22 protein-coding genes and 1 tRNA gene are annotated in these 20,012 nt (G+C 37.3%); 8 read left to right on the top strand and 15 right to left on the bottom strand.

Annotation, left to right across the window (positions count from 1 at the left end):
- The first annotated feature begins 1 nt into the window (after position 1).
- The gene (locus tag CRO15_RS07505) at positions 2 to 889 is read left to right on the top strand and encodes a polysaccharide deacetylase family protein (protein WP_097045610.1); all 888 of its coding nucleotides are present in this window, start codon (positions 2 to 4) and stop codon (positions 887 to 889) included.
- On the opposite strand, the gene murA is transcribed toward CRO15_RS07505, so the two are convergent.
- The 3 genes from murA to CRO15_RS07490 form a co-directional block, all read right to left on the bottom strand.
- Entirely contained in the window at positions 854 to 2,161 is a 1,308-nt protein-coding gene (murA, locus tag CRO15_RS07500; RefSeq protein ID WP_097045191.1) for a UDP-N-acetylglucosamine 1-carboxyvinyltransferase, read from the bottom strand. The genes CRO15_RS07505 and murA overlap by 36 nt on opposite strands.
- A gap of 15 nt (positions 2,162 to 2,176) precedes the next feature.
- Complete coding sequence (locus CRO15_RS07495) at positions 2,177 to 2,836, bottom strand: DUF4290 domain-containing protein (protein ID WP_097045190.1); 660 nt, start codon at positions 2,834 to 2,836, stop codon at positions 2,177 to 2,179.
- A gap of 84 nt (positions 2,837 to 2,920) precedes the next feature.
- Complete coding sequence (locus CRO15_RS07490) at positions 2,921 to 3,208, bottom strand: DUF493 family protein (protein ID WP_097045189.1); 288 nt, start codon at positions 3,206 to 3,208, stop codon at positions 2,921 to 2,923.
- A gap of 88 nt (positions 3,209 to 3,296) precedes the next feature.
- Here CRO15_RS07490 and CRO15_RS07485 point away from each other — a divergent pair, with 88 nt between their 5' ends.
- The 5 genes from CRO15_RS07485 to CRO15_RS07465 all read left to right on the top strand — a co-directional run bounded on the left by CRO15_RS07485 (position 3,297) and on the right by CRO15_RS07465 (position 7,829).
- Positions 3,297 to 3,860: an AAA family ATPase gene (locus CRO15_RS07485; RefSeq protein ID WP_097045188.1), complete on the top strand. Its 564-nt coding sequence runs from the start codon at positions 3,297 to 3,299 to the stop codon at positions 3,858 to 3,860.
- A complete protein-coding gene (locus CRO15_RS07480) occupies positions 3,860 to 5,749 on the top strand; it encodes a RecQ family ATP-dependent DNA helicase (protein ID WP_097045187.1) in 1,890 nt (629 codons plus the stop codon). The genes CRO15_RS07485 and CRO15_RS07480 overlap by 1 nt, the downstream gene beginning before the upstream one ends.
- Complete coding sequence (fmt, locus tag CRO15_RS07475; protein WP_097045186.1) at positions 5,727 to 6,692, top strand: methionyl-tRNA formyltransferase; 966 nt, start codon at positions 5,727 to 5,729, stop codon at positions 6,690 to 6,692. The genes CRO15_RS07480 and fmt overlap by 23 nt, the downstream gene beginning before the upstream one ends.
- 176 nt (positions 6,693 to 6,868) lie before the next feature.
- The gene (locus tag CRO15_RS07470) at positions 6,869 to 7,141 is read left to right on the top strand and encodes an HU family DNA-binding protein (protein WP_073176939.1); all 273 of its coding nucleotides are present in this window, start codon (positions 6,869 to 6,871) and stop codon (positions 7,139 to 7,141) included.
- Between the two features lie 127 nt (positions 7,142 to 7,268).
- Entirely contained in the window at positions 7,269 to 7,829 is a 561-nt protein-coding gene (locus CRO15_RS07465; protein WP_097045185.1) for a YqgE/AlgH family protein, read from the top strand.
- A 12-nt stretch (positions 7,830 to 7,841) separates the two neighbouring features.
- Here the strand turns inward: CRO15_RS07465 and CRO15_RS07460 are convergent, their stop codons facing one another.
- Together CRO15_RS07460 and CRO15_RS07455 are read right to left on the bottom strand one after the other, a co-directional pair.
- On the bottom strand, positions 7,842 to 8,687 hold the full coding sequence (locus CRO15_RS07460; RefSeq protein ID WP_097045184.1) for an aminotransferase class IV: 846 nt from the start codon (positions 8,685 to 8,687) through the stop codon (positions 7,842 to 7,844).
- Positions 8,688 to 8,741: 54 nt separating this feature from the next.
- Positions 8,742 to 9,125 carry an START-like domain-containing protein gene (locus tag CRO15_RS07455; protein WP_097045183.1) on the bottom strand — a complete coding sequence of 128 codons (384 nt, stop codon included), beginning with the start codon at positions 9,123 to 9,125 and terminating at the stop codon, positions 8,742 to 8,744.
- Positions 9,126 to 9,260: 135 nt separating this feature from the next.
- On the opposite strand from CRO15_RS07455, the gene CRO15_RS07450 reads away from it, so the two are divergent.
- A tRNA-Met gene (locus CRO15_RS07450) sits at positions 9,261 to 9,334 on the top strand.
- 75 nt (positions 9,335 to 9,409) lie between these two features.
- Here CRO15_RS07450 and CRO15_RS07445 read toward each other — a convergent pair.
- From CRO15_RS07445 to CRO15_RS07405, 8 genes are all read right to left on the bottom strand, one after another.
- On the bottom strand, positions 9,410 to 10,546 hold the full coding sequence (locus CRO15_RS07445) for a type II secretion system F family protein (RefSeq protein WP_097045182.1): 1,137 nt from the start codon (positions 10,544 to 10,546) through the stop codon (positions 9,410 to 9,412).
- Entirely contained in the window at positions 10,546 to 11,016 is a 471-nt protein-coding gene (locus tag CRO15_RS07440; RefSeq protein WP_133067232.1) for a PulJ/GspJ family protein, read from the bottom strand. The genes CRO15_RS07445 and CRO15_RS07440 overlap by 1 nt, the downstream gene beginning before the upstream one ends.
- On the bottom strand, positions 11,000 to 11,341 hold the full coding sequence (locus tag CRO15_RS07435) for a hypothetical protein (RefSeq protein WP_097045180.1): 342 nt from the start codon (positions 11,339 to 11,341) through the stop codon (positions 11,000 to 11,002). The genes CRO15_RS07440 and CRO15_RS07435 overlap by 17 nt, the downstream gene beginning before the upstream one ends.
- A complete protein-coding gene (locus tag CRO15_RS07430; protein ID WP_097045179.1) occupies positions 11,329 to 12,591 on the bottom strand; it encodes a hypothetical protein in 1,263 nt (420 codons plus the stop codon). Before CRO15_RS07430 ends, CRO15_RS07435 begins: the two co-directional genes overlap by 13 nt.
- Positions 12,578 to 13,042 (bottom strand): hypothetical protein, encoded by a 465-nt coding sequence (locus CRO15_RS07425; protein WP_097045178.1) that lies wholly within the window; start codon positions 13,040 to 13,042, stop codon positions 12,578 to 12,580. Before CRO15_RS07425 ends, CRO15_RS07430 begins: the two co-directional genes overlap by 14 nt.
- Entirely contained in the window at positions 13,039 to 13,734 is a 696-nt protein-coding gene (locus CRO15_RS07420; RefSeq protein WP_133067231.1) for a hypothetical protein, read from the bottom strand. The genes CRO15_RS07425 and CRO15_RS07420 overlap by 4 nt, the downstream gene beginning before the upstream one ends.
- Positions 13,735 to 13,739: 5 nt before the next feature.
- Complete coding sequence (locus tag CRO15_RS07415) at positions 13,740 to 14,468, bottom strand: hypothetical protein (RefSeq protein ID WP_097045176.1); 729 nt, start codon at positions 14,466 to 14,468, stop codon at positions 13,740 to 13,742.
- Between the two features lie 461 nt (positions 14,469 to 14,929).
- Complete coding sequence (locus tag CRO15_RS07405) at positions 14,930 to 15,166, bottom strand: helix-turn-helix domain-containing protein (protein ID WP_097045174.1); 237 nt, start codon at positions 15,164 to 15,166, stop codon at positions 14,930 to 14,932.
- A 123-nt stretch (positions 15,167 to 15,289) separates the two neighbouring features.
- On the opposite strand from CRO15_RS07405, the gene CRO15_RS07400 reads away from it, so the two are divergent.
- On the top strand, positions 15,290 to 15,703 hold the full coding sequence (locus CRO15_RS07400) for a hypothetical protein (RefSeq protein WP_097045173.1): 414 nt from the start codon (positions 15,290 to 15,292) through the stop codon (positions 15,701 to 15,703).
- A gap of 121 nt (positions 15,704 to 15,824) precedes the next feature.
- On the opposite strand, the gene CRO15_RS07395 is transcribed toward CRO15_RS07400, so the two are convergent.
- Both CRO15_RS07395 and CRO15_RS07390 read right to left on the bottom strand, forming a co-directional pair.
- Complete coding sequence (locus tag CRO15_RS07395; protein WP_097045172.1) at positions 15,825 to 16,211, bottom strand: hypothetical protein; 387 nt, start codon at positions 16,209 to 16,211, stop codon at positions 15,825 to 15,827.
- Between the two features lie 2 nt (positions 16,212 to 16,213).
- Positions 16,214 to 19,996 carry a DUF6443 domain-containing protein gene (locus CRO15_RS07390; protein ID WP_133067230.1) on the bottom strand — a complete coding sequence of 1,261 codons (3,783 nt, stop codon included), beginning with the start codon at positions 19,994 to 19,996 and terminating at the stop codon, positions 16,214 to 16,216.
- Between the last annotated feature and the right edge of the window lie 16 nt (positions 19,997 to 20,012).

The following is a 20,012-nucleotide window of genomic DNA, read 5'->3' as shown; positions in this document are numbered from 1 at the left end:
TATGAATTTATCAACGGCACTTGGTTATTCCGAAGACGCAAAACTTCTCATTATCCATGCAGATGATGCCGGATTATCCCATTCTGAAAATAGAGCAACCTTTCAATCGCTTCAGACTGGGGTTGTAAATTCATATAGCATAATGGTACCCTGTCCTTGGTTTTATGAAGCCGCGCTTTTCGCCAAAACTAATCCTGGTTTTGACCATGGAGTTCACTTAACACTCACTTGTGAATGGGAAAATTATAAGTTCGGACCTGTTTTACCTGTCTCTGAAGTTTCCAGTTTGGTGAATGAAAATGGCCATTTTTATAAAACCAGGGAAGCAGCAAGAAATAATGCCATTCCTGAGGAAGTTGAAAAAGAGTTTACGGCCCAAATTGAAAAAGCGATGCAGTTTGGTCTAACTCCAACCCATTTAGATTCCCATATGTATAGTGTAGGTTCAAGACCTGAATTGCTTAACGTTTATAAAGGGTTGGGTAAAAAATATGGTTTACCTATATTATTGAATCCGCAGTTAATGGAAATGGCTGGCATAAATGCAGATAATAATATTGAAGAGGATGATTTGCTGGTGGACAAAGTCCACATTGGTCATTATGATTATTTTGAAAAAGGAGAACTTCAAGATTACTACAGCCAAGTATTTGACAAATTGGTCGAAGGACTGAACATAATTTTAATCCACCCTGCATTTGATGATTCTGAAATGAAAGGAATCACAGTCAACCATCCTAATTTTGGCTCTAAATGGCGACAAATTGATTTTGATACTTTCACCAGTGATCATATCAAATCCAAACTTAAAAAAAGTAATGCAAAATTAATTACTTGGAAGGATATTGGAAAACTACACCCGGTCAATTTTGGCTCCAATCGCCCTTAAACGCTCATCTATATTCTCATAACCACGGTCTATCTGCTCAATGTTATTGATTACAGATGTTCCCTTTGCCGATAAGGCGGCTATCAACAATGAAACCCCCGCTCTAATATCAGGAGATACCATTGTAGTAGACTTTAACGTTGATTTAAAATCATGGCCAATGACCGTAGCCCTGTGAGGGTCGCATAAAATAATCTTTGCACCCATATCTATTAGCTTATCCACAAAGAAAAGTCGGCTTTCAAACATTTTTTGGTGAATTACGACTTCACCTTTAGCTTGAATGGCAACTACCAACAGAATACTCAATAAATCCGGAGTTAATCCTGGCCATGGAGCATCGGCAATGGTAAGAATGGATCCATCTATATAATTTTGCACCTCATAGCCTTCCTTATGTTTGGGGATGAATATATCATCTCCCTTGCGTTCCAATTGAATACCCAATTTTTGAAAAGCATTGGGGATTTGCCCCAAATCGTCCCAACTCACATTTTTAATAGTGAGTTCGCTCTTTGTCATGGCTGCCAATCCAATCCAACTACCTATTTCAATCATGTCCGGCAACATGGTATGCTCTGTTCCTTCAAGGGACTCAACACCTTCAATAGTTAAAAGATTAGAACCAATACCTGATATCTTCGCGCCCATCCTATTCAACATCTTGCACAGTTGTTGTAAATAGGGTTCACATGCAGCATTATATATAGTGGTGGTTCCTTCAGCTAACACAGAAGCCATTACAATATTTGCGGTTCCTGTCACAGAAGCTTCATCCAAAAGCATATAAGTGCCTTTCAATTTTTCCGCCTCTACCCCGTAGAAATGCTCCTCTCTGTTATATCTGAACTTAGCACCCAATTTAATAAAGCCTTCAAAATGGGTGTCCAAACGTCTTCTTCCAATTTTATCCCCGCCAGGCTTGGGGATGTAACCTTTCCCAAATCGGGATAATAACGGTCCTACCAACATAATGGAGCCTCGTAACCCACGGCCGTCTTGCTTAAATTGATCAGATTGCAGGTAATCCAAGTTAATGTCATCAGCCTTAAAGGTATAAGAGCCCTTCCCTTTTTTCTGGATTTTTACTCCCAAATCTTCCAATAAGGCAATTAGCTTATTGACATCAATAATATCCGGAATGTTATTTATTGTAATCTTCTCCGCGGAAAGTAGTACTGCACAAAGAATCTGCAATGCTTCGTTCTTTGCACCTTGAGGTGTAATTTCACCATGCAGTTGGTGTCCACCCTCTATTCGAAATGTTCCCATGAATTCCTTTGGAATTTAGTACCTTTTTTTGCCTCTATTGTTTCGTTGTCCTTTCTTACCGTAATTTCCACCACCATTTCTGTTGGATTTTGCCAAACGGTTTTTAAGGAACTGGCCACTATCTGTCAAGCTTTCACCATCTGGAGCAAGATCTATCTGTCCATCACTCAACTCTTTCAAATGAGCAAAAATTGCCGAATCTTCAACAGTATCCTTGTTCCAATTTAAGTAGCATTTTTTCATATGGTTTGCAATGGCATATTCCAAACCTGAACGCATATCTCCTTTTTCCCATTTTATGGCCACATCTATCATCCTTTTGATATTGTTTCCATAAAACCTGTACTTTGGAAAATTCTGCGGATACTCCAAAGGTTCGGGACGTTGCTGTAAAACCTCTTTTGGGGTTATTGGAAACGGAGAATCAACATCCAATTTAAAATCGGACATGATAAAAAGTTGATCCCATAGTTTATGCTGAAAATCGGGAACATCTCGCAAGTGGGGTTGAAGATTACCCATTACACTGATAATGGACTTTGCCACCTTATTTCGTTCCTCTCTGTCTGCAATGGAAACAGCATGGTCAACCATTTTTTGAAAATGACGTCCGTACTCTGGAATGAAGAGCTTAGGTCGCTCTGTATTATATTCTAAGTTTTCTACTAGATTCAAATTAAAGTATTTAATGAAATTAAATTATCGGGAAGTATATCCAATAACGTCTGCAAATTAATAAAATTATGGCAATCAGCCATTCTAAAGGGAAATTACCCCTTCAACAGTGCTTACCTCCTTGTACTTTGCTATTACCTCATCCGGGTTGTTTAGATGTACAGTAATGGAAATACTCGTATAAGTTCCCTTTTTCGATTTCTTGGACTCAATAACAGCTCCTGTGTTATTAAAAATGTCATTGATCTGTCCAATCTTCTTTTCATCCGTAGGTACAATGAATTTATAGAGGTAATTGGATGGCCATTTGGTGTTTTCCAATAACTGATCCTTCAATCTAGCATAAAACTCATCGGATTTCTCCTTCTCCATGTTGCTATTTTTTACAAATATATGGGTTAGTGCACAATTTTTTTTCCTTCTTCCTATTTCATTACTTTGCGTTTGTAAATATTTGTGTTTGAACCATACAAAAGTAGTTATTACCGGAGCTCCAGGAACTGGAAAAACATCCATTGTAAATGGACTGGAGGAAAAAGGGTTTCATTGTTATCATGAGATTATCAGGGACATGACCTCAAAAGCAAAAAAAGAAGGTGACCCCGCTGGTTTGGTTTCTAATCCCTTGGTTTTTGTTGATGATGCCATGCAGTTCAATAAAGATCTATTGTATGGAAGGGCTGCACATTTTCAAGAATCGCTAACTTCAAAGGCACTTGTTAGTGTTTTTGATCGCGGAATCCCAGATGTATTGGCATATATGGATTTCTTTGGTCAGGAATATGGAGAGGAGTTTATTAATTGCTGTCAAAACAATCGTTATAACACTATTTTTATAACTCCACCTTGGAAAGAAATTTATGTTTCGGACAATGAACGATTGGAAACCTATGAAGAAGCGCAGAAAATACACCATGCTTTAATGGACACATACACCAGATTTGGATATGATCCCATTCTGGTTCCCAAAAACCCTGTACCTGAAAGGGTAGCTTTTATATTGGAAACCCTTAACCAAGTTTAGTGCAACAACCCAAAGCAATTTTAAGGGAATTTTGGAGCCATGAAGATTTTAGGGGCTCACAAGGAAAAATCATCAATGCTGTTATCAAAGGTGAAGATGTCCTTGCCTTGATGCCCACCGGAGGAGGGAAATCTATTTGCTATCAAGTTCCAGCATTAACACAAGAAGGCATTTGCATTGTGGTATCTCCTTTGGTAGCCCTAATTCAGGATCAGGTAAACCAATTAAAGGAAAGAGACATTAAAGCCATTGCACTTATCGGAGGGATTTCTTTTGAGGAGGTTACCAATTTATTGGACAACTGCATCTACGGTAACTACAAATTCTTATATCTGTCACCTGAACGTTTGCAACAATCGTTGGTTCAGGAAAGGATACGGGAAATGAACGTAAACCTTCTTGCTATTGATGAGGCCCATTGTATCTCTCATTGGGGAAACGATTTTAGGCCTGCTTATCTTGATTGTGCCATTCTCAAAGATTTGGCACCAAACGCTCCGATGATTGCCTTAACTGCCACTGCCACTCCAAAAGTGGTTGATGATATTGTTGAAAATCTGAAGTTGGACCAAGTAAAGGTCTTTAAGGATTCCTTTTCCCGAGCAAATATTATTTTCAAAATAAAGAAAACTGAGGATAAGCTTTATCACTTAAAAAAAATAATCCAAGACAACCCGGAAAGCGGTATTGTTTATGTACGTTCCCGAAAAATGACCATATCAATTGCCGATTTTTTGAACAAGAACGGTTTCAAAGCTTCTTTCTTTCACGGAGGTATTTCCAAAAACGATAAAAAAGAAAAACTTGATTCATGGCTAGCTCAAAAGACTAACATCATGGTAGCCACCAATGCCTTTGGTATGGGAGTGGACAAACCCAATGTTAGACTGGTGGTGCACTATCAAATTCCTGATAGCTTAGAAAGTTATTTTCAAGAGGCGGGAAGAGCTGGAAGAGATGGAAAAACTTCAACCGCGGTTCTACTAACTAACAATGAAGATAAAGAAAGGGCAAAACAGCAATTCCTATCCACTTTGCCAGACGTTTCTTTTATAAAAAAGCTTTATGTTCAGTTGAACAATTATTTTCAAATTCCATATGGAGAATTAGTTCAGGAAACTTTGGAATTTGAATTCAATGCATTTTGTAAACGTTACGCATTGAACCCGAACATGACCTATCATGGATTACGCATACTGGACCAAAACTCGGTAATCTCGTTATCTGAGAATTACAACGAGAAGACTACTTTGAAATTCGTTGCTTCCAAAACAGGAATCTTTGAGTATCTCAGAAAACAACATAATTCTGCAGCTATAATTCAAACCATTTTACGTACTTATGGCGGAATTACAGATCATGACACCAAAATAAACATCCTTCTACTCTCCAAAAAAACCGGTGAAAGCGAAAAACGGGTAAAGCAGCTTCTTATGCGATTACATGATGATGGAATCGCTACTTACAAAAGTTCTTCTAGTGATATAGAAATCACTTTTTTGGTTCCCAGAGAGGATGACCGTACCATTAATCCATTTGCAAAAAAGATAAAAGACTTCAACAAGATCAAACACACCAACTTGAAGTCCATGGTAGATTACATAGACAGTACAACCACATGCAGAAGTGTATTCTTGCTTAATTATTTTGGAGAAAGCACCAAAGATAAATGTGGTACATGCGATATTTGTACAGCAAAGAATATTGTAGAGCCTGATACTTTAGAGAATAAAATAATTTCCCTTCTAAAAAAATCTCCTCTTACCTCTAGACAATTGATGCTGTTAACGCATGATGATGAGAAAATTGTTTTAGAAATTCTACAAAGACTGCTTGAAGACCAAATAATACAACTTAATCAAAAGAATGAGTACAAAATCAAAGAATAAAAAGCTACGCATAGTTTTTATGGGTACTCCCGACTTTGCGGTGGGAAGTCTGCAAAGCATCTTAGATGCTGGGTTTAATGTTGTGGGAGTTATCACAGCTCCGGATAGACCGGCAGGTCGTGGAAGGAAAATTCAAAAATCGGCGGTGAAACAATTTGCAGAAGAGCATGATTTAAAAATACTACAGCCTACAAACTTAAAGGATGAAGGGTTTCTAAGTGACCTGAAAAGTTTAAGAGTCAATTTGCAGGTTGTAGTGGCATTTAGAATGTTACCAAAGGTAATATGGCAAATGCCAGAATATGGCACTTTTAACCTTCATGCTTCTCTCCTTCCACAATATCGTGGTGCGGCACCTATAAATTGGACCATAATAAATGGAGATACGGAAACTGGTGTAACCACATTTTTTATTGATGACAAAATAGACACCGGTAATATTATCCTTCAAAAAACGGAACCCATATTCCAAGAGGACAATGTAGGAACCTTGCATGACCGATTAATGAATTTGGGTGCAAAGCTTGTGGTTGAAACCTGTGAACAAATTGAAAGTGGAAATGTGTCGAGCACTCCACAAAAACATTTTCAAAATCTAAGGCCTGCCCACAAAATCTATAAAGAAACATGTAAAGTAGATTGGAATGTCCATATTGACCAAATTCATAACCTAATAAGGGGGTTGAGTCCATACCCTACGGCTTGGACCTATTTAATAAATAATGGAAAAGAGGAAAGCATGAAAATTTATAAGACAACAATGGAAAATGCTGAACACGACCATTCTGTTGGAAAATTATTTTGGGATAAAAAGGAAATGAAGGTGGCAGTTGAAGGGGGATACCTTCAACTTTTGGAAGTACAATTATCAGGTAAAAGAAAAATGACCATAAGAGAAGTTTTGAATGGCCTTACCCTTGATAAAAATGCTCATCTTCGCTAAACCCTTACTACCACTAGGCTAACAAAAGCCCATATTTTTGGTCAACTTTATCAACAAACGTTTCAAGTTATCAACAAAAAGCTGTATTTCCCTTGGTTTTACTTGCGTTGCACGCAAATCCGTATAAATTTGTTCAGCATTAAAATTATATTAACAACAATTAATTTAATTCCATTATGAACAAAACAGAGTTAATCGATGCTATGGCAGCTGATGCAGGCATCACTAAAGCAGCGGCTAAAAAAGCATTGGAGTCTTTCTTAGGAAATGTAGAGGGATCACTTAAAAAAGGAAACAGAGTTTCTTTGGTAGGTTTTGGTTCTTGGTCAGTATCCAGGAGAAATGCAAGAGAAGGTAGAAATCCACAAACTGGACAAACTATCAAGATTGCAGCTAAGAACGTTGTAAAGTTCAAAGCAGGAGCAGAATTGAGCGGTTCAGTAAACTAATCAATTAGGTTTTTAAAATATACCGAAGCGCCCCTTTAAAAGGGGTGCTTTTTTATTTTAAGGAATTCTTGAAGGTTTTTGTAATTATCATATAATATGTTACATTTAGTAATAAGAATCATTTAATATGGTTAGCGATAAGCCTAAAAAAGGGAAATTATTGGTAGCGGAACCAACACTTACGGGTGATGTTTCCTTTAACCGTTCCGTGGTCTTGTTGGCTGAGCATAACCATGAGGGTTCTGTTGGTTTTATCCTTAACAAACCATTGGATTATACCATAGATGATCTTATTTCAGAAATCACGATTCCTTTTAAGGTTTTTAATGGCGGGCCTGTGGAACAGGATAATCTATACTTCATTCATAAAGTTCCACATCTTATTGATGATAGTATTGAAATCTCTGATGGTATTTTCTGGGGCGGTAATTTTGAAAAGACTGTGGAACTTATAAATAATGGAACTATTTCAGAGCAAGATATCCGCTTCTTTCTTGGGTATTCCGGTTGGGATTCCAGCCAACTAGATCAAGAACTTTCTTCCAAATCTTGGGTAGTTGTGCAAAATGAGTATGAGAGTAGTATTTTGGAAAAATCTTCCAATGCATTTTGGAAGGAAAAAATGGTAGAATTGGGTGGAGATTATTTATTATGGTCCAATGCTCCTGAAAACCCTTCTCTAAACTAAAACAGAAAGCTATTATCCTATTCTTGCCTTGGCGTTCAGTTTACCCAGTAAACTCTTGCTTATAGTATTGTCATATTCCTTTTTCCTATATTTTGATATTGGAATTATTCCGATAATGCTGTTCGTAGTAAAAAGTTCATCTGCCTTTTGAAGTTCAAAAGGAGATATGGACTCTTCCAAAAGTTCAAGTTCTTCAGATGAAGTTATGATTTCAATGAGTTTCATTCTAATTATTCCATTTAAACAACCATCACTCAAAGGCGGGGTTTTAATAACTCCATTCCTGACCATAAAAAGGTTCCCATTAATGGTTTCCACTACATTTTTATCAGTATTGATTAAAAGACAATTTTGATATCCATTTTCTTCTGCATACACACTCGCTACCACATTCAAAATTTTGTTGGTAGTCTTTAGATTGGAAAGCATGTCCTTATTTACATAGTAATCTTTAAAAAGTTCTACTTCATAATTCTGGTCATTAATAAGATAGAATGGAGATTCAAGTTTGCTTGTTTCTATTAGATAAGACACTTTGTTGATTTCTGGTTTATATAGACCGCCATCATTTCTAAAAACATTCAATCTCACTCGTATTGCATCTTTTCCAAAATTGTTCTCCCGAATAGTCTTTGTAATTTCTTCCTCTAAAAATTCCAAGGTGAAATTCATGGGAATCTCCATACGAAGAATACGCATGGAGGCCATCAATCTAAAATAATGGTCTTCCCAAAAAAAGATAGTGCCATTTACGTACCGTAATGTTTCAAAGAGAGCATCCCCATATTTTAAACCTCTATTGTTGGAGTTGAGAATATTGGTGCCTCTTGGAAAAATGTTGCCATTAAAATTGACCATAAAAAAAGCCTTGAAAAAATCAAGGCCAAATATACGTTTTAGTTAAGAATACTTCTATTTTGAACCAAGTACTTGTTTTAAATCCGACACTTGGTTTTCCCAGAGCATTTTAGCTTCATCTACTTCATCATCATCCGCAAAATCGGTAATGAACAAAGAAACGTCTTTGGTGATTTCATCTACAATAATGCGCATTTCAAAATAGCTATCATCATCATTTTCCTCCCAAGCAAATTTTACAAACTCATCACTCTTACGCTTTAACATCTTGGCATTTTCTTCAGCGCCATCCCAAATAAATGTAAACAATTCACTTCGCGAATTAACGTTGTCAGCATACCATTCTGATAGGCCAGACGGGGTAGATATATATTGATAAAGCAACTGTGGAGAGGCTTGAATCACAAACTCTATTTCAAATTTAATCTTATCACTCATTCTAATGATTGGTTTTTCCTTTCGACATTCATATTATTCGGGAAGATATAAAAATAAATATCAAATAATAAATTAATTTGAATTTTGATTGAGCAAAAATTAAGCTATATATTTGCACCCGCTTAACGGCACCATGGCGAGGTAGCTCAGGTGGTTAGAGCGCAGGATTCATAACCCTGAGGTCGGGGGTTCAAGTCCCCCTCTCGCTACAAAGGAAAACCCAAGATTTAAATCTTGGGTTTTTTATTTGGATAAAACTATTGAACCAAATTATTGCGTTGAAATCACCCTAATACACTTCCCAACTTGAACATAGGTAAATACATAGCCACTAAAATTACTCCAACACAAATACCAACCACTAAAATTATCATGGGTTCCATCAAAGTGCTCAAAAGCTTTGATTTTTGTTGTACCTCTATGCTGTACTGTTGGTTAAGTCGTTCGAACATGAACTCTGTTTGATTTGTTTCTTCTGCAACCTTTACCATCGAAATCATTTTGTTACTAAAGATTTTGTTGCCCTTTAAACTATTACTCAAGTTTTCTCCTTGCATAATTTTAGTCGAGACCAAATCAAGTGCTTCCCTTAACGGATAAAAATCAATCATTTTACCGGCCAACTCGATACTGTTCAAAACCGGAACTTTGGAAGCGGTCAAAAGGCTAATGGCCCTGGTAAATTGAGCTAAATAGACCGCTTTCAAAAAGCTTCCTACATATGGCATACTTAGTAATAGGTAATCCATGCGTTTTTTAAACCAATCATTGCCAAATAGAGCTTTTCGTAAAAGCAATGCCCCAATAAAAATCAAGACAATCCACCAACCAAAATCCTTAATAAAATCAGAAACGGATACAATAAACTTGGTTATCCAAGGAAGTTCAACATTGTTCTGTTTAAAAATATCCTGAAACATAGGAACTACCAACCTTAGCATAAATATGACCACCAAAATGGCAGTTGTTAAAATAATTATAGGGTATGTCAATGCATTCACCAAATTTCTGCGCTGTTCATTTTTTTTTGCATAGAACGAACCTAATTCTTTGGTTATACTATCCAAAGTCCCTGACTCCTCTCCTATTTTTATGGAATAATACTCATACTCAGTAAACTCTTTTTTACGTCTTATGGCTTCAGAAAAGTTTGATCCAGAGAGTAGGCTTTCTCCCAAATCTTTGAACAATTCTTTTTGTTGTTCCTTTTTTTGCCCTTCTTCAATAAGTAGTAAAGCTTCCTTAAGATTGATACCTGCTTTCAGCAACACTGCCAACTCTGTATAAAAGTCCTCTTTCCTTTTGTTAGAGAAAGATTTACCAAAAAAGGTAAGTTCCCTTTCCAAAAGAGGAACCTTCTTTTTTGGTTCGGCACCGTTTTGCGCTTTTTTGGCAGCTATGTTCTCTAGGTTAAATCCCATTAGTTCATAAAATCAGCAGCTGTATTCTTTTTATATACAAATATCATATTGTCGTTTTCTTTTTCATAATTAGTAGATAACTCAATAGCATCAATCATCCCTTCCATAACCTCATTTCCTTGAAAATATAACTTTCCAACCTTAAAATCGGTGAAAAATGTATCCCGACCACGAGTAACATAACCATCATAAAAGCCATATTGTTTCTCTTCTATTTCATTACTCAACATTATGGAATTGGTTTTACTGGAAAATTCTATTCTGGAATTGGAATTAAAATCAATCCACATACCCTGTTGCAGCAAATTGTCAACTGTTTTCCTTTCATAATTTTCCTGAATTCCAAACATTTGTTTTTGTACGAGTCCCAAAATAGAAAATGCCAGTCCAACTACAATAATCGTTAGCAACAGTACCACTAACATCTCGCTCAAGGTTAATGCACTCAGTTTTTTATAGAATCTCGACATTATCAACTATTCGTTTTAAGGTTCTGGATTCTGAATAAATCTGTTCTTTAGCCTCTAGGAGCACGGTTCCGTCCTTCTGATTTTGAATGCTGATATTCCAGTCATTCCATTCTTCATAATATGGAACGGTCAATTTTCCATTGGAATATAAATATTCCACTTGGTCAAGATGAGTCTTTACTGGTTGGAGGTTTCCCTTTACTTGAGCAACAAAAAGGTTATTTAAAATAAGGCTAGAAAGCATAAAAATAATTACAATGAGCACTGTAGCCACCATGGTTTCCATCAAAGTCGATGCTTTGATTCTTCTTTTTAATACAGCCATTTTGACACTCCTTTTTGCTTGTTCAATAATAGGCCCACATATTGTTCGGACAAAAAGGTAACATTAATGGTACCTCCGAACAGATGATTTTGGTAAACGCTTCCATTTTCCATAGCCATAAAGGCATTCGTAGTTACATTCCCGATAACATCACCTTTTAGCTCAATGTTCTTCTCACAGAATACCTCGCCATAAACCAAAGCCTTTTCAGAAATAACAACCTGAGGAAAAAATTGATTCTCTTGTGTACGCTCAAAATAGGCCACAATACCTTTTATAGAAGAATCCGAACCAATTTCAATATTGGGTTTTCTGGGTTCCTTTGGGTTAGGTGTCACTCCTCTGTCTACAATTATAGCTGATGGATATTCCAAATTTACCCTTCGGTTCATTTTTATATGATTGGATGCAATTGCTTGTAACCTGCCACTAAACCCATTTTCAATTTCAATTTCAGGAGCAATCAGTAACACATCTTGAAGATTGGCACTTTTACTTACAATGATTTTATCCGTTGCCTTCACCAAAATATTCCCTCTTAGTTTAACATCTGACAACCGTAAAACATCTCCTTGAATAAATTGGGTAGGAGATTCGAATGAATTTAACAAGTGTAACCGATTGGAAAAACGGATATTAGTTTCGTTTGACATCTCAAATCCGCCTATTAGTAAGTGTCTGAGATAAGCCTTTAGTTCATCATCTACAGGTGGCAAGACTTTGGTACTTTGTTTTACATTTCCGTAAACCGGGTTGGTAAATTGATAGAATTGTCCTCTAATACTGCCAGGGCGAATGCCCTGTTTAGGCAAATATACGTTTCCAGTTATTTTGGCATTCCCTGCAATAACCACAGGGCGGTCGTTATCTTTAAGATACAGTGCAGAAAAACCTTCGTCCATTCTTCCTCCAACCAAAGCCGTTTTAACAAATTTATTTTTTTTGAATTTAGAAATTACCGCATATTTTTCAAAGATGCCCCAGTGGGATTTCACCACAGTTGTTTTTATACCATCATCTTGTGCGAGATTCAATATCACCGAATCATTCAATTTTAGCTTTTCCTTCATTGCCTTTTGAAGCGCAAAGTCGGTTCTTTTAATCAAATTAATTGTCCTGAAAGTTTTTTTATCAAAAATTGAATGGGTATGGTGCAATAGCGTAAAAGTCAATAAAAGAACGGCAATCACAGCACCGATAAACAGTACAAATTGTAGAGAACCGGCCTGTAGCTTTTTATTGCGTAGCATTTTGAAGAGGTATGGTCTTTAGAATGCCTTTGTAGCGTATCTTAATATTGTTGGATCTACCACTTACCAAAGTAACATCACTCTGTGTATTGCCCACACGCATCAAATATTGGTTACCCGAAATAGTCACAAAAAAGATATGGTTCTTGGTATTTTGGTCCGTTATCAACCCCGTATAGTTAACACTCGGAAATTGCACCTCCCTTTTTTTGACAACCTTTTTGGTTCTCTTTTTAGAAAGAGACAATGTTCCCAAAAATGGATCTCTATAATTTACCAAAATATTAAAAGTGTCCTTCTCGGCTACTTCTTTTGGTTCAAAGTTGACATTTTCGGCCAATGCAAGGGTTTCATCTTCCGGTGACAAAGCACTAAGCACTTTAAATCCTATAATGCCCCAAATAAGCAGCACAATTCCCAACAGCAAGTATGTTTTTATGTTTTTACTCAATTGCTGATAGTAAAATTAAAGGTAGTGCTTATATCACTTTTGTTGCCTGCAAGGTCATAGGCCCTGACCACCCAATAAAAAGTGCCCGAGGCCAAATTGACGCTATAGGTCTTGTTAGCTCCCAAGGCCTTTGTGGAAAGCGTTTGCAGGCTTTCATCAGTATAGACAAAAATACTATCTCGTTCTGCTGTTCCAGGTACATCTTCTCTTGTCCATGAAAAATCAACGGTCGCTTCACTTTGCGAAGCTCCATTGGCTGGAGCTACCAATTGTGGTGTTTTGGGTGGAATAAGGTCCAAGTTTTCATCACCATTCACTTGAAAACCACTCAGAGTATAGACGGTTTGGTAATCACTGTTCATGGCTTTAATGCGCCAAGCATAATTACCATTGATTAAAGTTTGTTTGATTTGGGTACTTACCCTATTTAGACTATCCACTTCAAAAATACTGTCTAGAACCATTTGTTGAGTTGCATCAAAATCAGGAGCAGCCAATTGAAATCGATATGACGTGGCATCTTCGACTTTATCCCAATTGAAATTTACGTCATTGTCATTGACCACTGTTTCGTTTAAAGGAGCATACATAGTAACAGTCTGGTTGGAAATATCCGGTACTTCTAAAATGTCTTCACAACCGTATGAAATGGTAAAAATAACGGTAAAGAGAGTCTTAAATTTGTTCATCATAGGGGTCAGAATTTGAGATATGCTTTGTCTCCGTTTACTTTTGAGGCATTTAAATGGGTGCCCTTGGGGCACTTTTCTCCATCGGAAATTAAATTTTCTATGATTAGATTATGGTATTGGTCCTCTCCCCAACAGAAATTGGTATATTGATATCCAAATACATGAAGTTCGGAGAAAAAGTACCGTTTTTCAAACTCCCCATTAATGACCACTAAAATGATGTTCCCATATTCATCTTTCTGCAACTGTATGGCCTCTGCATGTAAAAAACCGGGCATTTCGGTCTCCGGAACCGTAATGTTCAAGCCCGTAACCAACTTATAGCCATCGTCATTGGAAATATAGGCCCTAAGTTTATCATGGGCTTCGTTGTTCAATAAATTGGTAAATCCAAGCCTATCCAAAAGCTCTAGCCTCAAGTATTTGGGTTTGTACGGCAATGAATCATTATAGGAAATACTATTGATCTTGCCAGCTTGTTGCATGTACTGCGCATAGGAGAAATAACTGGATCTATTAAAAGGAAGTTGTTTTACATCCACTTTTAACACGGACCATTTGGGTATTCCAACCTGCTCTGCAGCATTGTACCATATACCTCCTTTGGTTTTGATCAAGGTCCCCAGTTCTGGGAAATTCAATAAAGCTTCTTGTTTTTGGGCTTTATAAGTGCTACAGTTCCAGAAGAGTAGGACTCCAATACCTATTAACATCAGTTTATTTATCTGCTTCATGTAGTCAATATAAAGACTAAAATACAGAAATTACTTTCCATGACCTTCTTTTTAAAAGGATAATTTTGGTTGAAAATGGCGTTTTTATGTTAAAAATTTTGTTGTAGAATTGGCACTGCTTTTCGAGAGGCAAATTAGAGCAAAAATGTACTGTTTAACAGAGTGGTTTTATGTCCATTTCTTTTGCTCGTCCAAAAGAAACGAACCAAAGAAAACGACACTTTTCCGAAGGAATTTTTCAACACGTGGAAAACCGGCTGGCAAACGCTGCGTCACTCCGTTCCTGAATCTCAGCATTTTCCCAACCTATTCTGCCGGAAAAGAAAAAATCAGCTTTCCTTAAGAGATTTCTCAGTCGCTTTGCTCCTTCGAAATGACGAAACGGGCATCAATGTCACTTCGAGCTGTCATCCTGAGCTTGTCGAAGGAGCAAGCGAGAAATCTAAAGTAGCACCTTTCCTTTAAGAAAAATCAAATAAGTCTTTGAGTTGAATATCTAAAGCTTTGGCAATAAGGTTTAGGTTTGTGATTGAAGTACTGATCTCACCACGTTCAATTCTCCCAATTTGGTTTTTGGACATTTTGGCATCCGTTTCCAATGCAGCTTGGGAAAGCCCCGCCTTCTCACGTAACTCCAGAAGATGTTCTCCGAATTTTTTTAAAAAGTCTAAATCTTCTTGGGTGTATTTTCTTCGCATGACCCAATTTGCATCATGGGCAACAATTTATTTACCACATACATGTGTTAAATGGAATAATTTTGATATTTTCGGAGGTGTGCGCTCTGTATAACCCCTCTAATTCGGAAAAACCACAATACTATGTCCAATATTTTAGGGGAGATCAACTACTTTTTGGAAAAGGGCTTCACAAACACTTTGAAAATCACTTTTCGTCAATTGGAAATTGACACCTACCACAGCGGAGAATTTTTAAAACGAATACAAAAGCCAAATGACAGGATCATTATCCGTAAACTAAAAACCGGCTCCCTTGCCAAAATGGACGTGGTGGACAATATCGCCTTCCGATTTTCTTTTCGGTTTGCAACCCCAACCTCCCATCTATTTTATGAAAGTGAAATGCAGCAACTGCCCAGACCCCTCGCACAAGGTTCTTTGGAAATGAATACTGAAAAACTGGTGTTGGAGTTTATTATCGATGCTCTGGATAAGGAATTACTGGTGAAGGTGAGGCATAGCTATACCCAAATATTGGGTTTGAATGAGAAGTAACATTGGAACACCTTTACTTTAAAAGGAAAAACCAGTTCTTAAAAGAACTGGCCTTTTTTATTTACCTACCCATGTTCTTTACCACGCACGAGTTATAAACTCGCAGTAGCTAGAGAATCCTTTAGATTATTTTTTTATAATGATAAATGTCATGCGATAAGATAAACTGCCGGAAAAGAACTTCAATTACAACTTTCTTCTTAATACCTGTACTTATTTTAATCTCTTTATTTAAATCAAAAATCGAAAACAAATTATATTGTTTAGGGTCTTTATTTAAATCATTGATTAAATATACATGCTTCATCCCTATTCTTTTTTGTATTGAAAAATCAGCAATCTTTAAATCATTAAGTCTTATGTCCTCGTAATAGACAAAATCCTTAAACATAATACTAAGTTGAGCGTTCTCATTGGATAATTTATGTTTTAGCTGTAAGACCAATAAGTTTGGCAGTACAATACTTTTATGAATAAAACACCCTTTAATTAAATCTATATCTTGCATAGTTACTCAATTACTTGAACACCAATCTCTGTGGCAGTTTTTTCAACCCCGTCAAGATGAAACATTGTATTGTTTAATAAATCCGGATTTCTCAAAATTTTGGACAATTCCCATTCTGTTACATTTCCTGATTCCATTATCTCATCAAATGATTTACCATCGAAACCCTTCTTTGCTGCATCAAGAGATACATCACCTAAATCAAATAGTATTTTACCTCCACTATCGACAGTTTCATACATAGCCTTAATGATAGTGTTTGACTTTCCTACTCCGGAAATACCTAGCCCAAACCCATCTCTAAACATATTATAAGTGGATTCTAGTAACTCCGAAGTATAACTATCGAGTTTGTGAGCTTTACCCAGAAGCAATAGTCCTTTCCCTCCTTTTCCAATCCCATCTCCAATACCTAAAGGTATTAAAGAAATTCCGCTAAGCGTAGCATTCGCATAATCCCCATCATAATAATACCAAACAGCATTTACTCCATCGGCTGCTTCTGCAACAATAGGTATCTGGGAAGCACCGGCCACCTCCAATGCAAAATGACTTGCATCTGAAGTTGCTTTGGCGACCTCACCCATACCAGTATATAATTTGGTAGCCCGTTCAATTCTTGCCCGTTCCGTATCAAAGCTTGGGTTTTTACTAGCAGAAATAGAATTGACCACTTTATCATTAGTGCTTGCTTCCCACATTTTGGTAAGCCCTCCATTAAACAGGTCCGCTACTTCTTGTCCCCTTCTTACAATTAGCCAAGATAATCCAAAATCATAGACTTCTGCTCCTTCCAATTCTATACCCATCCCTAACTTATTTTCAGAAAAGGTATAGGTAGCATTATAGGTGTAGTCTTCGGCCTTGGGATCAATATTCCAAAACCGAGCCATTGTAGCATCGTAAAAACGATATTTAAATTCCGTTAACTCTAGTCCCAGTTCATTGTGCAGTTCTTGTGCTTGATAGCTTCTTATTGTGTATTCGCTGCCATTCAATATACTATTATACCCCTTTTGCAATTTACCAAAAGGATAAAAGTTGTTTTCTTGTACAATTTCTGTCTGTGGATCAATACTACCATTACCGTTGGTATCCATAAAAGACATACGCACACTTTCGGTATAATCCTTTAGGTGATAGGCATGATTAAAAGTTCCTCCGGTAGCGGGTTCCAAATAACCAAACGCATGGTTGATAAATTTTAAACTCCCGTTTTGATAAACATGGTTGCCTGCATAAAGTGTAGTTGTGGTCACATTTGGAGTAACAGTCCGATCCAAAACCGTTTTCGTTAGTTTAGCCCCAGAGGCATCATAGAGGTAACTGATATAGCTTGTTTGCCCATTTATAGTCAAGGTTATTCCTACGGGTAGATTAAGGTGGTTATAACTAATGTTGGTAATCTCCTTGTTGGCATCGTCCGTTAAGTTACCGTTGGCGTCATAAAGGTATTCAGTAGCTGTATTTGCCAGATCCTTAAACCCGTAATTGTCATTGCCATTGTCCTGCACCTTGACCAGTTTGTTAGGATTATTGTTTTCATAATTATATACCAAATTGTCCATATTTACATAATCGGAGCTATTTTGCCAACCATTACGAACCAAGCGTTGAATGTTCCCGTTAAGATCATAGCTATAGGATGTGGCGTATTCCCCCGTATTAGCGGCCATATTATCGGTAAAGGCTGCAGTTTTTATCCGGTTCATGGCATCATACGTAAAGCCATAGGCCCTTTTTACATCATCGTTTTTTGAACGCCATAGGGTCTCGGCAATGTTCCCGTTGTACAAGGCGTTCGCTCCCAGACTGCTCACTTCTGGACTGTTAAAATTCAACTTATACGCAAAGAGGTCATTTCCTAAACTGTTCACATTGTTTATTTCCTTAAGCCATCCCCGTATGTTATATTTATAATCCACGGTCTGTAGAGGACTGCTCTCCGTATTCCCCAACTTTTTTTGTTTTACATTGCCCAGTTCATCATATACATTGCTTACCAACACTTCTGTCTGTCCTCCCAAAGTCTGGGTCTGGGTCAATAGACGACCCATATGATCATATTCAAAAATATCTGTAGTCACAATGTCTCCACTTCCCACTCTTTTGTGGGTGGTTTTGGCTTCCAAGGTTCGGCCTGTAAAATCCAATCTGGATTCTTTGATATTGGTAATGGTAGAGTCATAGGCATAAGGCGTTTCCTGCACCTCATAAATAACCCTTCCTTTTTCGTCATATCCAATAACAGTAGTTACCCAAGTATACAGGTTTTGGGGCCAGTCCAGTATTCGAACTTTGGTGCAAGTAGGAAGCCCTGTTGCATTTACATTTGTGGAGATTCCAAATACTGTAGAAGGGACGGATAATCCCTCCATATCAAAGCCTGTATAGTTGTCATAATAATTAATAGTGTAGATTTCTGTGATATTACTGGTTGGGTAAGCCGTGTTATAGTAGCCAACATTCTCTCCATCAACTTGATAATTGGCCTTTCTTCTTACAAAGGTTTCGGAAGCATTATTGGCCTCACCTTGTAGTGTGGCCCTGCTTGCATCACGCACCATTCTACCCGTATAGGCTATTCTTCCATAAGCATCATATTTTGTAAATAACCAGGAATCTGTGGTCTTTAAGTTAGGGTCCTGAGTTAGTATGGGTTGATCATTTACATTGTATACAATAGTTTCCCAATCATTGTTTGCACCACCCTTTCCCGGAATTTTCTTTTCAATCAACCGGTTCTTGAAATCATACTTATACTGATAGCAAATATTGTTCAGTATAGTGGCGGAAATAGTGGTATTTTTTGATGCCTCCGGTGGAATCACAAAAGTTAAGTTGTCATAATCATCATACACATAATAGGTATCATGTCGCACTTGGGTATTTCCCCCAGTATCTGCATAAGTTCTCTTCAGCACCACCCGACCTCTCTTATCTTTAAATTCTTCCTTGGTATGGTTCTTCGCGGAACCTGAATGATTTTCATCTTTTATTACCTCTCGTGTCAACTGGTTGGATGCATATGAACCACTTTCAACCAGTTGTGGGCTTTCGGTATTTCCGTTGGTGAAAGTCACCTCAAAATAGCGCACCCCGTCAGAGGAACTATTCAGCTTATAGTCAAATTCGATTTCATTACCTCCGCCCAGACGCCAATCGTAACCGGGAGATGCCTGTTTTGAAGTACGGCCCAGCAAAGCATCTTCAAATTCCTTTTCGGAAAACGGATTTGGGTTTCCGGAATTTAAATCCCCTCCATATTCAGAGAGATAAAATGTATTTACAGCGGTAAGGGCATCAGACCTATATAAAGCATTGTCCCCTAGCGCCTTATAGGGCAAAAACTCTTTTGCTTGCCTTCCTATATCGTCATATTCAAAAGGTTTTATAAGATCATACCTATAGGGTGTATACTTTACTTCGATATCTTGGCTTGCGCGGCCCAAACCATCATAATACGTAATCTTTTCAATAACATCTGTTAAGCTAGATATTTGGTCTGGGTCAGTGAGCTCTGTTTGATAATTTCTACTGAAAACATAATTTCCCGTTGTGAAAGTTGGTGGTATATAGGCGTCCTCATCTATATGGATAGACACATTACTTCCACTTTTTAGATGACTGTCAGGCTTGATTGTAACACTTCGCGCTGCATCAATAATAATAGGTGTTTGGACGTTCGTGACATAATCCTCTTCAACCCTATCAACCTCTATTTGTGCCAATCCACTTGTGCAAACCAAAACAGTAATGATTAATGTGATAATTTTATTTAACATGGTATTGTTTTTTAAA

This window comes from Flagellimonas pacifica (genome assembly GCF_900215465.1).
In the GTDB taxonomy this organism is placed as follows: domain Bacteria; phylum Bacteroidota; class Bacteroidia; order Flavobacteriales; family Flavobacteriaceae; genus Flagellimonas; species Flagellimonas pacifica.
The sequence above is the reverse complement of the archived record's forward strand: the minus strand, read 5'-3'. Positions and strand labels throughout refer to the sequence as shown.